The organism is Raineyella sp. W15-4, from assembly GCF_033170155.1.
Classification (GTDB): domain Bacteria; phylum Actinomycetota; class Actinomycetes; order Propionibacteriales; family Propionibacteriaceae; genus Raineyella.
The window spans coordinates 1844039-1856230 of sequence record NZ_CP137079.1 but is presented as its reverse complement, the minus strand read 5'-3'; the positions used below and the strand labels follow the sequence as shown (position 1 = coordinate 1856230).

Genomic DNA, 12192 nt, shown 5'->3' with positions numbered 1-12192 from the left:
CAGGGTGCTGTCGCGTTCCGGATGCCGTCGCTAGGGTGGGGCCATGGCTGTCCATCGCACGGACATCGATGTCGAACGCCTGGTCACCAGGCCCCTCTTCGCACTCCCCAACGAACTGGACGGCATCCCGAAGGACCAGTTGCCGACCGACGGCATGGATCCCCGGGTCGCCTACCGGTTGCTCCACGACGAGCTGATGCTGGACGGCAACTCGCGGCAGAACCTGGCGACGTTCGTCACGACCTTCATGGACGACGAGGCCGATCGGCTGTTCGGCGAGACCCTCGACAAGAACATGATCGACAAGGACGAGTACCCGCAGACCGCGGCGATCGAGGGCCGCTGTGTGAAGATCGTCTCCGAGCTGTGGAACTCGCCCTCGCACGAGGCCGCCACCGGCACCTCCACGACGGGCTCGAGTGAGGCGGTGATGCTGGCCGGCCTGGCGATGAAGTGGCTGTGGCGGCAGCGACGGACCGCGGCCGGACTGCCCCACGACCGGCCCAATCTGGTGATGGGCATCAACGTGCAGGTGGTGTGGGAGAAGTTCTGCCGCTACTGGGACGTCGAGCCGCGGTACGCGCCGATCGAGCCGGGACGGCTGCACCTGGACGCCGCCCATGCGCTCCCGCTGGTGGATGACAACACCATCGGTGTCGTGGCGATCCTCGGGTCGACGTTCGACGGATCGTACGAACCGGTCAAGGAGATCGCCACTGCCCTGGACGACCTGGCCGCCGGCGGGGGACCGGACGTCCCGGTGCACGTCGACGCCGCGTCGGGCGGGTTCGTGGCGCCGTTCCTGGATCCCGAGCTGGAGTGGGACTTCCGGGTGCCGCGGGTGCGGTCCATCAACGCCTCCGGGCACAAGTACGGCCTGGTGTACCCGGGCGTCGGATGGGTGATCTGGCGTACGCCGGAACAACTGCCCGAGGACCTCGTGTTCCACGTCAACTACCTCGGCGGGGACATGCCGACCTTCGGCCTGAACTTCTCCCGCCCCGGTGCCCAGGTCATCGCGCAGTACTACAACTTCATCCGGCTGGGCCGGGAGGGCTATCGGGCGGTCCAGCAGGCCTGTCGCGACACCGCGACACACCTGGCCCGCGAGATCGCCGCGATGGGGCCGTACGAACTGCTCAGCGACGGTTCGGAGCTGCCGGTCTTCTTCTTCCGGCTCAGGCCGGAGGTCGTCAACTACACGGTGTACGACGTGTCGGCGAAGCTGCGGGAGCGTGGTTGGCAGGTGCCCGCCTACTCATTGCCGGCCGACCTCACCGACGTGTCGGGGCTGCGGATCGTGGTCCGCAACGGCTTCGGCCATGACCTGGCCGATCTGCTGCTCGACGACCTGCGCCGGGCCACCGACTACCTCGAGCACCTCCCGACGAAGCTGCCGGCCGATCCCAGCCACACCGAGTCCTTCCGGCACTGACGGCAGCGGGGCGGCGTGAGCATGAAAGGGTGAGGGAGCGCCGACCGATCCGGAGCCTGCCCACGCCGCTGCCCCGTCACTCGAGGACGCCGCCGTCAGCACCCTGTGGTGGTACGCGTTCGGCGCGGTCGCCGCGATCGTCGGCCTGTCACCCTGGCTCCTCACCGGCATGCGGCTGCCGCTGCAGAACCTGTGGGCCGGTTCGACGCTGCCCGGCCGGATGCCGATCGCCCTGTTGCCGTTCAGCCAGTACGCGATCACCCTGCTGTGGGGACTCATCGTCACCGGATACGCCCTCGCCGGCGTGCTGGTGCGACTCGTGGGCGGAGGGCGGCGGTCTACGGCGGCTGCCGCGACGGGCGGCACGGCTGCCGTGTACACAGTCGCGATGGTGCAGACCGTCGTGGTGGTGGCGCTCGGGTTGCAGCACAACCGGCTCTCCTGGCTTTACCTGGTGCTGATGCTGGCGGTGATCATCGCCGCTGACCTCGCCGGGGTGGTGGTGCTGCAACTGATCGCCGTCGGCCCGGCACCAGCCGCCGTCGTCGGGCTGAGCCTGGCAGCGGTCGCCCTGAGATGGTGGCTGCTCGACGTCGCCCTCCCGCTCCCGCCGGTCGACGCGCCTCTCGATCTGCGGCACTGGCCGTGGCTGCCCACCGCGGTGTCGGGCCTGATCGTGGGCGCGTCGATCGCCTGGAGTGGTGTCGCCACCAGGACCCGGGCCACCGCCGCACTGGGCAGCCTGGCCGTCCTCTGGATCGTCCCGGCGGCGTTCTCGGGCATCCAGACGGCGGCCGGCTACCGCGTCTATCTGCGCTACCCCGCCGAACTCGCCCGGATAGCGGCGCAGACGTTCGTCCGGACGCTGATCCAGGACCCGCACACCCTGATCGCGCTCGCCGTCGCCGTCGCGGTGGCACTGGTCGGGTTGGCGATGCAACGCCTCCGTCGCCGGGCCTGGTCCCACTGACCTCCAGGCTGTGACAGGGTGGAGCCGTGACGATCCTCCCGCCGCTCCCCGGAGAGCCGCGCCGGCCGTTCGGTCCGCGGGACCCCGGCGACGCCTGGGTGGTAGCGCCGACGGGGGAGCGATACTGGGGGCGTTTCGGCGCCGCGGGGCTACTGGCCCTCGATCCCGCCCGCGGCGTGTTGCTGCAGCACCGGGTGGAGTGGAGCGACCACGGCGGCACCTGGGCCTTGCCGGGCGGCGCGCGGCACGAGGGGGAGTCCGCCGTGGACGCGGCCCGGCGCGAGGCGCGCGAGGAGGCCGGGCTCCCCGAACGAGCGGTCACGCCGCGGTTCCTCAGCGTCGTCGACCTGGGCGTGTGGAGCTACACCACCCTGGTCGGTGACGTCGTGGTGCCGTTCGAGCCGGTGATCAGTGACCGGGAGAGTCTGGAGCTGGCCTGGGTGCCGGCGGCAGAGGTGGCAGGTTACCCGCTGCATCCCGGTTTCGCCGCGTCCTGGCCGCGGCTTCGTGGGCTGCTCGAGCACCGACCGGTGATCGTGGTCGACGCCGCGAACGTCATCGGCGCCGCGCCGGACGGGTGGTGGCGCGACCGCGTCGCGGCCGCCCGGCGATTGCTCGGGCGGGTGGCCGCTCTGGCGGCACGCGGCCTGCCGGCCGGCGCACTGGGGCTGTCCGAGGACCGGTGGTTCCCCGGGTACCGGGTAGTGGTCGAGGCGGCGGCCCGCGCCGTGTCCGACGAGGACGCCGGGGACAGTGTCACGTCGGCGACGGTGGGGATCATCCGGGCGCCGGGGTCGGGAGACGACGCGATCGTGGCCGAGACCGAACGGCTCGTCGCCGCGGGACGAGCCGTCACGGTCGTCACCAGCGACCGGGGACTGACCCAGCGGGTGGTCGCGGCCGGGGCGTCCGCCCGGCGGGTGCACTGGCTGCTGGACCTGCTGGTCTGAGCGCCCGGGGTGAGTGGTGTGACTGGGTCCGGTAGCGCTTCTGTTCGCGCCAGCTCACCGACCCACGGCGACAAGAAGGACGTAGATGACGAACGCGCCGGCCAGCGTCGTCAACCCCAGTAGCAGGGAGACCAGGACCGCCCGGGTCCGGGACGGTCGCAGTCCATCCGGTTCCGCCATCATCGACCTCCCGTCTCGCCGCGGTGTCGGGCGAGGAAGTCCAGGGTGTGGGCGAAGGTGGTCCGCCCGGCATCGGCGTCGACATCGAACTGATACTCATGCGGCAGGTCTCGACCGGAGCCGGTCCAGAACTCGGTGGTTACATCCACCCCGCGGTCCCGCAACGCGCTGGTGAGTTCGATGGCCTGGGGCTCGAAGGGATCAGCATCGCCAACCGCGATGAACGTCGCCGGATAGGCTGCGGACGCAGTACCGGTGGTGGACAGTTCCTCGATCCGGTCATAGCGGAGGTAGTCCCGGCGCCCGGTGTAGGACCAGAGGAACGTTCGCAGCGCCGGGAATCCCGTTTGCCCGACCGTGCGCATGTCGTACAGGCCGCAGAAGAGCACCACGCCCCGCAGCTGGCCAGCAGCCAAGGACGGGGTGATCCCCACCCGGGAGGCGAACGCGGGGTCGGTCTCCACAACGGCGGTCTCACTGGCGATCTGAGCCCCCGCGGAGTCACCGCCGAGGAAGAATGCCGCGGAGTCACCGCCATATTCCGCGGCGTGGTCCCTCAAAAAGGCGAATGCTGCGTCTGCCTGGCGGACCGGGGTGGGGTAGCGACTCCGCGGTGCAAGAGAGTAGTCCAGGCTCGCCACTACGTACCCCGACGCCGCGAGCCGGGCAGCATAGTCGCTGACCATCCACGAGGAGTTCGCGATGAACCCACCGCCGTGGACCCAGAGAACGACCGGCAGGGGTGATGACGTCGGCTGGGCCGGTCGGTAGATGTCGAGCGCTGCGGTCGGCGCGCCGCTGACGGCTACCGGAACTCCCACCGTCACCGTGGCGTCGCGCACGGCGACCATGCTGCCCGGGGCGGGCGGTGGCTCTGCTCCGGCCTCGAAGGCCAGCTTGACGATCGCGGCGCCGGGTTGGACCGAGACCCCGTACGTGAGCACAGCCACAGCAACCATGGTGGCGATCACGCCCATGATCACCACCGCGCGACGGCGAAACGAACGCGTCGGCACCCGCCCGGGGCGCCGACGGTGACGACCGGATGCCGCACCCGAACCGCCACTCGCCGGAGGTGTTTCCCGGTTGTCGGAACGGCCTGTCAGCGCTTCATCGTCCACGGCTCTCCGCTCCGGTCCTCATTCCGATCAGCACGTACGCCCGAGGTCTCGCGCCTCGGCCACACGATCGGCAAGGGCATGGCCGTACGACGACGGCAGGAGCATATCGTCGCGAGTGTCACGCCGGGACCCCGGTGTCGGCCGATCGGCTGCCGGCAGCCCCGTCCAGCGCCATCCCAGGCTCAGGACAGGCCGGCGAGGATCGCCTCGACGATCTGCTCCACCGGGAGCGTCCCGTCGACCGTGATGCCCTCACCGGGAGCCAGCGGTTCCAGGGTGCTCAGCTGGGAATCCAGCAGGCTGGCCGGCATGAAGTGGTCGGTGCGGGACCGCAGGCGGTGGCACAGCTCCTCCCGATAGCTGTGCCGCAGCGCCGAGCAGGACACCACACTGCCGGTGTCGGCATGGGCGGTCATCCATCCGGCCAGCCGCTCCGGCCAGGGCCAGCGGTCCTCGTCGGCGAGCGGGATCCCGTCGGCCATCTTCCGGCGGGTCCGGATGATGCAACCACCCCGCCAGATCCGGGCGCAGGCGCCACGGTCGATGTCCCAGCCGTACTCCGCACTGGCAGCGGCGATCTGGTCGAAGCCCTGGGAGTAGGCGACGACGGGTTCGCCCCCGCTGGGGCCGCGGATCGAGACCGATCTCGGTCCGGTCCTGGACGGCGAGGGCCACGACCTGGCGACCCGGGTCGAGCACGGCTCCCAGGTCGAGTCCAGCTCTGCCGACCTCGCCTGGACCGCCCGGGAACTGCTGGTCTACCTGACCGGCTATCTCACCCTCGCGCCGGGCGACGTGGTACTGATCGGGGCCCCGGCCATCTCGCTGCCGATCCTGCCCGGCCACCGTGTCGCGGTCTCCGTCGAGGATCTCGGTGTCCTGGTCAACCCGGTGGTCGAGGAGAGCGTGGCGGAGCACCCGGAGCCTAGAAGCCGGGGATGAGCCGTACGACCTGGTCGATCAGCCAGATCCCGACGAACGGTGCGACGATGCCGCCGGCCCCGTAGACCAGCAGGTTGCGGCTAAGGATCCTCGCAGCCGACGTCGCCCGGTACCGCACCCCGCGCAGCGCGAGCGGGATGAGGGCAACGATGACCGTCGCGTTGAAGATGACCGCCGACAGCACCGCGGAGGCCGGCGAATGCAGACCCATCACGTTGAGGACCGCCAGTCCCGGATACCTGCCGATGACGATCGCCGGGATGATCGCGAAGTACTTCGCGATGTCGTTGGCGATCGAGAAGGTCGTCAGGGCACCGCGGGTGATCAGCAGCTGCCTGGCGATCCGGACGATGTCGATCAGTTTCGTCGGGTCGGAGTCGAGGTCGACCATGTTGCCGGCCTCCTTGGCGGCCGACGTGCCGGAGTTCATCGCCACCCCGACATCGGCCTGGGCGAGCGCCGGCGCGTCATTGATCCCGTCGCCGGTCATCGCGACCAGACGGCCGGCCTGCTGCTCGCGGCGAATGAGGGCGAGCTTGTCCTCCGGCGTCGCCTCGGCCAGGACATCATCGACGCCGGCCTCCGCAGCGATCGCCGCGGCGGTCAGTGGGTTGTCCCCGGTGATCATCACCGTACGGATCCCCATCGCCCGCAGCTCGGCGAACCGCTCGGTCAACCCCTCCTTGACGATGTCCTTGAGGTGGACGACACCCAGCAGATGCCCCTCCCCGGCGGGGCTCGTCGAGGCGACCACCAGCGGGGTGCCTCCCGTCCGCGCGATGGCCTCGATGTGCCGGTCCAACTCGGCCAGCAGGTCGCCGGGCCGGGCCACCAGGTTCCGGCCGAGCCAGGCCGTGACGGCTGACCCGGCCCCCTTGCGGATCCGGGTGCCGTCCGGCAGGTCCAGGCCCGACATCCGGGTCCGGGCGGTGAACGGGACGATCTCGCCGGGCGCGTCGCTGCCGACATCGATCCCCTGGCGGGCGGCGAGGGCGACGATGGAGCGGCCCTCCGGTGTCGGGTCGGCCAGCGACGACAGGGCTGCGGCGCGGACCAGTCGCTCCTCGCGTACGCCCGGCAGCGGAAGGAAGGCCACCGCCCGGCGGTTGCCCTCGGTGATCGTCCCCGTCTTGTCCAACAGCAGCGTCGACACGTCACCGGCCGCCGCCACCGCGCGCCCGGACGTGGCCACGACATTGCAGCTGAGCAGCCGGTCCATCCCGGCGATCCCGATCGCCGACAGCAACGCGCCGATCGTGGTCGGGGCCAGGCAGACCAGCAGCGCCACCAGGACGGGGATGCTCACCGCCCCGCCGCCCCCGAACGACACGAGCGGCTCGAGGGTGAGCACGACGAGAACGAACACGACGGACAGCGCGGCGAGCAGGATGCCCAGGGCGATCTCGTCCGGCGTCTTCCGACGGTTGGTCCCCTCGACGAGGGTGATCATCCGATCGAGGAAGGTCTCGCCGGGCTGCGAGGTGATCCGGACGACGATCCGATCGGTCAGCACCCGGGTGCCGCCGATGACGGAAGAGCGGCCGCTCCCCGCCTCCCGTACCACCGGAGCGGATTCGCCGGTGATCACCGACTCGTCGACGGTGGCGACGCCCCAGACCACGTCCCCGTCGGCGGGGACCGGCTGGCCCGCGCTCACCACGACGACGTCGCCCTCCCGGAGCTCGGAGGACGGCACCGGAGCGTTGAAGGTGTGGAAGGCGCCGGGATCCTCGCTCGGCCGGTAGGCGTCCAGCAGGTGCGCCCTCGTCCCGGTGCGGCTGTCCCACAGCGCCTCGGTCCGGGCCCTGCCGCCGCTCTCGGCGACCGCCTCGGCGATGTCCGCGAACAGCACAGTGAGCCACAGCCACACCGCGATCGACCAGGTCAGCAGCGGGGACATCGCAGGGACGGAGGCGGCCGAGCCCACCGGGGAGAAGGACTGAGCGACCGCGAGAGCCGTGAGGAGCACGGCACCCACCCAGACCAGGAAGATCACCGGATTGTGCCACTGTCGGCGGGGGGCGAGCTTGGCGAATGCCTCGGGGAGGGCGAGCCGGAACCGGGCCCGGCCATCGGCCACCCGCCCGTGTGCGGCGTCACGCATCAGAACACTCCGTCCGGAGGACACGGTCCCGGCGGGGACCGGCGCCCGATTGGGCTCACCACCTGATCAAAACCCGCGGCGCCGCCCGTGCTCTCGGTCCTGACGGAACGCATACGGCGGTGCCGACGGACGCTGACGATGCCGCAACACGGCAGGCCTGACGTGCGTCGGCCAGGCGCAGGAACGTGCCGGCGGGTGGCCACGGAGACGTACGCCGTGCCACCCGCCGCGCCCGAACCGATCGCGATGACCGGCAGAGCAGGTCAGATCAGCCGGTGGAGTGCCGCACCGATGGCCAGCAGCCGGTCATCGGTGCCGATGCCACCCTCCAGGGTGACCGCGATCGGCAGTGCGCCGTCGGGCCGGGACAGCGGCAGGGTGAGCTGCGGGGCACCGGCCAGTCCGCCGGGGGCCACATTGCGCGTCGCGGTGGGGAACATGTCCCGCTCGGTGCCGTTCAGCGTGATCCGGTCGTCGGTGCCGATCTCCGGCGGCAGGTTCGGAGTGGTCGGGTAGAGGATCGCATCCAGCCGATGGTCGGCGAAGGTGGCCTGGTAGCGCCGCCGCAGCCGGTTGCGGACCCCGGCGTCCGCCTCGTAGCGAGCATCGCTGATCGGGTCGTCGAGCATCAGCCGCAGCATCGCGGTGACATCGGGCGATCCGGTCCGGGCGGCGATCTCGGCGAGGGTGAGCCCCCGGTAGGCCTCCTCGGTCTCGTTGAGGTAGGCCCGTACGTTGATCGGGGTCTCGTAGAACACCATCGAGAAGCCGGCCGCGGCCAGCTCCATCGCCCCGGGGACGCCCACTTCGACGAACCTGACCCCGGCGGTCCGCAGCGCGGCCAGCGCGGCGTCGGCCGCCCGAGCCACCTGCGGATCGACGTCGTCGAAGAATTCCGCCGGCACGCCCACGGTGAGGCCGGCCGGCTCGACCGGATCCGGCCGCACTGACGACCGGGTGATCACCCGGTCGATGATCCGCACGTCCGTGACGGTGTGGGCGTGCACCCCGATCGCGTCCCGGGTCCAGGTCAGGTGCAGCATCCCGTCCCCGGCGTACCGTCCGGTGGACGGCCGGAAGCCGACGACGCCGCAGTAGCCGGACGGGGTGGTGACCGAGGCACCGGTGTCGGTGCCGAGGGCGAACGGCACGCTGCCGGAGGCGACCGCCGCGGCCGATCCGCCGCTGGAGCCACCGGAGACCCGGTCGGGGTCGTGCGGGTTGCGGGCCGGACCGAACCGGCCGTTGTTCGAGGTCAGCCCGAAGGCCAGCTCGTGCATGTTTGCCTTGCCGATGGCGATCGCGCCCTCGTCGCGCAGCGAGCGCACCACCGAGGCGTCGATCCTCGGGCGGTGCCCGATCAGCGCCGGGGTGCCACCGGTGGTCGGCAGGCCGCGGACGTCGATGTTGTCCTTCACTGCGTACGGCACCGCGGCCAGCTCGCCCTCGTCGGCCGGCCCGAGTTCGTCGGGGGAGAGGAGTGAGATGTAGGTGTTGAGGTCGTCGCGGGCACGTTCGGCGGCCCGCACCGCCTCGGTCAGGAGTTCCTTGCGGGCGCCGACCGGCAGCGCCAGCCAGTCCTGCAGGGTCCGGTGGGTTCCGGTGGTCTCGGTCATCGTCGTCTCCCCGTTCACCAGCGACGCCAATCGAGGATCACGGTGCGGGCCTGCGGCGTGCCCTCCTCCATCCGACCGGAGAGCGTCATCGTCGTGCCGTCCCAGCCGACCGTGCGGCGCAGCCCCTTGCCGACGAAGTTCGGGAAGACGCTGAGGTCGACATAGTGGACCACCTGGTCGCCGTCCAGGACGTACGTGCCGGAATAGCACATCGAGGTGCTGTAGGCCATCGCCTTCTCGGCATCGTCCGCGTCCCACTGGCCGCCGGTGACGAAGTCGGGGCGGGCGGCGCTGGTGGCGATCTCGTAGACCCGGCCCTCCCGGTAGCTGATCAGTCCGACCGGATGCTCGCCCATCGGGTGCTGGAACCGGCCGTCGTCGTACTCCTGGCGCCAGTCGAGGAGCCGCCAGGTGCCCTCGAACTCCTCAGGGGTGATCGTGCGTGCTGTCATGGTGTGCCTTTCGGGTGGTCAGCCGACGTAGGGCCGTCGGGTGGCGGGGATCCAGCTGTCGGCGGGCACCACGTCGTAGTTGCCCTCCCGGACGTGGACGGGGTAGCTGCGGCCCTCCGCGGAGGCCTGGATCCGCATCTGCCGGGCCTTGAGCCGCAGCTCCGGAGTGAGCCAGGACCGCTCATGGCCCCAGATGCTCGGTCCCTCGGTCAGTTCGTAGGGCTCCCACCGCTCGACGTCGACGGAGCGGCCGCCCCAGCCGTACTCGAGCATGAACGGGGAGGGGGTGCGGGCGTAGAACGAGATCATGTGGTCGTTCGAGTGCCGGCCCAGGGTCACCCGGATGCCGTCCTCGCGGCCCTCGGCCAGGTCGAGCCCGGCGCCGACGTCGTCCAGCTGGGCCAGCTCGACCATGATGTGGTGGACGCCGGGGCCGTCCGACCGGACCACCGCGAGGCTGTGGTGGCGCGGGTTGAGATGGAAGAAGTACGCCTCGAACGGGCTGAACATGTAGTCCGACAGCCGGAACCCGAGGACCCCCCGGTAGAAGTCGATCAGTGGGCGAGGGTCCGCGGTGAGCAGCACCGCGTGGCCCAGGCCGAGCACCCCGGTGCGGAAACCACCGAGTGTCCGGCCGGGCGAGAACGGGTGATCGGCCAGCTCGGGCCCGTGGAAGACCTCGATCCGGTTCCCGTCCGGGTCGAGGCACCACAGACCGTCGGTCACCCGGCGGTGGTCCCGGGTCGGACGGTCCATCGCGGTGTGGCGCACCCCGCGCAGGTCGAGCCGGGCGGCGACCCGCTGCAGCGCGGCCGCGTCGGAGACCTCGAACCCGTAGTAGCCCCGGCCGCCGTCGTCGGTGATCAGGAACCTGTGCGAGCGGCTGTCCATCCGCAGTGCCCGGCCCCGCCGGGTCGAGTCCACCACCTGCATGCCGGCGACGTCACGCCCGAAGGTGGTCCAGTCGTCGAGCCGGTCGGAGGACACCCCGACGTAGCCCAGGGAGTCGAGCAGCAGGTCGGGTCGGTCCTCCTGCTGGATGGCGTGATCGTTGGCTGGCATGGTCATCCTCTCTTCGGGTGGCCGGTGAGGCCCAGCTCGGCCCGGGTGCGGGTGAGTGTGTCGACGACGGAGTAGGCGATGGTCCGGACGCCGATCAGCGCGTCCTCGACCGAGGCGACGCCCATCCCGCCGAGTCCCTCGTTGAGCTCGGCGGGTGCTGCGGCCGGCGGCCAGGGGTAGCCGACCCGGGCGGTCGGGATGCCGAGCGTACGGATCATCGCGCCGTCGGTCTGCCCGGCCTGGTAGGGCGTCTCGGTGTACGGCTCACCGGAGACCTGCTCCCAGCCGCGCTGGGCGGACTGGACGATCCAGTTGTCGTAGTCGGTGAGACCACCCGGCAGGCTGCCGTACATGGTCCAGTCCAGCTCGATCTCCGGGTGGCGCCGGCGCAGCCCGGCGACGAACTCCGCGAACTGGGCCCGGACGTCGGCCGGCGAGGTCCGGGGATTGACCCGCAGGTCGAGGAAGATCTCAGTGGTGGCCGACGGGAACGCGGGCTTGTCGGGATCCCCGGCGCGGACGGCGGCGATCCACCCCTCCGGCAGCACGGTGCCGTACGTGTTGGCGGCGGTGTACCGCGGCAGCCAGGCCTCGAGCTCCTCGATCACCGTGGCGGCCGGCACGATGGAGGAGCGGAAGCCGGGGGTGCCGCGGGTGATCCCGGCGTACCCGAAGGTGCCGTGGACGTCCACCCGGATCCACGCCATCCCCGGCTCCTCAGGGTAGACCCCCGGGCGGGGCTTGAGCAGCAGGCAGTAGTCCGGATAGAGGCCCCGCATCAGCAGCTGGTAGACCCCGGTGCTCATCCCGACATGGTCCCGCCGGGAGTTCAGCCACGGCATCCCACCGCCGGCGAAACCGAGGGTGAGATCGCCGCGGAACGCCAGGCCGGCGTCGCGGACCGCATGGACCACCTCGGTCAGCCCGGCCACCATCACCTTGGGGTTGGACGCCCCCAGGCCGACCACCAGGCCGTCCTCGACCCGGGCGGCCGGGAGCATGTCGGCCCGGGGCTCGGGGCCGATCGTCGGGACGTCGAGGTCCGGCTCGATGTGGGTGTCGATCGGGCAGTAGAGCAGCAGGTTCGCCCCGTCCCCGCTGCCCGGGAGGATGCCGTGGACGTTGCCGGTCCCGGCTGAGATCGGCATGTACGCCGCCTCGATGCCGACCTCCTCGCGCAGGTGGTGCGCCATGAACTCGGACGCGGCCCGCTCGGCACCGGTCGGGCTGTGGATGTCGACCAGCCGGACGAGCAGGTCCCGCATCCGGTCCGGATCGAGGTGGGAGACCAGGGCGTCGTACATCGCCTGCCGCTCCGGGTCCAACGGCAGCGGCCGGGTGCTGACACGCATCGGCGCCA

Annotated in this window: 12 protein-coding genes and 1 pseudogene; 4 read left to right on the top strand and 9 right to left on the bottom strand. The window is 71.1% G+C overall.

Annotated features, from left to right (window positions below):
• Positions 1-43: 43 nt before the first annotated feature.
• The 3 genes from R0145_RS08685 to R0145_RS08675 all read left to right on the top strand — a co-directional run bounded on the left by R0145_RS08685 (position 44) and on the right by R0145_RS08675 (position 3355).
• Complete coding sequence (locus R0145_RS08685) at positions 44-1435, top strand: glutamate decarboxylase (RefSeq protein ID WP_317839983.1); 1392 nt, start codon at positions 44-46, stop codon at positions 1433-1435.
• Positions 1436-1604: 169 nt separating this feature from the next.
• Positions 1605-2405, top strand: coding sequence for a hypothetical protein (locus R0145_RS08680; protein WP_317839982.1), 801 nt, complete (start codon positions 1605-1607; stop codon positions 2403-2405).
• A gap of 26 nt (positions 2406-2431) precedes the next feature.
• Complete coding sequence (locus R0145_RS08675; RefSeq protein ID WP_317839981.1) at positions 2432-3355, top strand: NUDIX domain-containing protein; 924 nt, start codon at positions 2432-2434, stop codon at positions 3353-3355.
• A gap of 54 nt (positions 3356-3409) precedes the next feature.
• Here the strand turns inward: R0145_RS08675 and R0145_RS08670 are convergent, their stop codons facing one another.
• From R0145_RS08670 to R0145_RS08655, 4 genes and pseudogenes are all read right to left on the bottom strand, one after another.
• Positions 3410-3535: a hypothetical protein gene (locus R0145_RS08670; protein ID WP_317839980.1), complete on the bottom strand. Its 126-nt coding sequence runs from the start codon at positions 3533-3535 to the stop codon at positions 3410-3412.
• Entirely contained in the window at positions 3535-4512 is a 978-nt protein-coding gene (locus R0145_RS08665) for an alpha/beta hydrolase (protein ID WP_317839979.1), read from the bottom strand. The genes R0145_RS08670 and R0145_RS08665 overlap by 1 nt, the downstream gene beginning before the upstream one ends.
• Before the next feature lie 326 nt (positions 4513-4838).
• On the bottom strand, positions 4839-5138 hold the full coding sequence (locus tag R0145_RS08660; protein ID WP_317839977.1) for a hypothetical protein: 300 nt from the start codon (positions 5136-5138) through the stop codon (positions 4839-4841).
• Positions 5139-5156: 18 nt separating this feature from the next.
• Positions 5157-5291, bottom strand: a pseudogene (locus R0145_RS08655) (hypothetical protein); the annotation flags it as partial.
• Here R0145_RS08655 and R0145_RS18410 point away from each other — a divergent pair.
• Positions 5278-5598, top strand: coding sequence for a fumarylacetoacetate hydrolase family protein (locus R0145_RS18410; RefSeq protein ID WP_411742104.1), 321 nt, complete (start codon positions 5278-5280; stop codon positions 5596-5598). The pseudogene R0145_RS08655 and the gene R0145_RS18410 overlap by 14 nt on opposite strands.
• Here R0145_RS18410 and kdpB read toward each other — a convergent pair.
• The 5 genes from kdpB to R0145_RS08630 form a co-directional block, all read right to left on the bottom strand.
• Positions 5582-7591, bottom strand: coding sequence for a potassium-transporting ATPase subunit KdpB (gene kdpB, locus R0145_RS08650; protein WP_411742103.1), 2010 nt, complete (start codon positions 7589-7591; stop codon positions 5582-5584). The genes R0145_RS18410 and kdpB overlap by 17 nt on opposite strands.
• Before the next feature lie 374 nt (positions 7592-7965).
• Entirely contained in the window at positions 7966-9318 is a 1353-nt protein-coding gene (locus R0145_RS08645; RefSeq protein ID WP_317839975.1) for an amidase family protein, read from the bottom strand.
• 14 nt (positions 9319-9332) lie between these two features.
• Positions 9333-9770: a lipocalin-like domain-containing protein gene (locus tag R0145_RS08640; protein WP_317839974.1), complete on the bottom strand. Its 438-nt coding sequence runs from the start codon at positions 9768-9770 to the stop codon at positions 9333-9335.
• Between the two features lie 18 nt (positions 9771-9788).
• Positions 9789-10832 carry a VOC family protein gene (locus tag R0145_RS08635; protein ID WP_317839973.1) on the bottom strand — a complete coding sequence of 348 codons (1044 nt, stop codon included), beginning with the start codon at positions 10830-10832 and terminating at the stop codon, positions 9789-9791.
• A gap of 2 nt (positions 10833-10834) precedes the next feature.
• The gene (locus R0145_RS08630; protein WP_317839972.1) at positions 10835-12184 is read right to left on the bottom strand and encodes a hypothetical protein; all 1350 of its coding nucleotides are present in this window, start codon (positions 12182-12184) and stop codon (positions 10835-10837) included.
• Positions 12185-12192 lie beyond the last annotated feature (8 nt).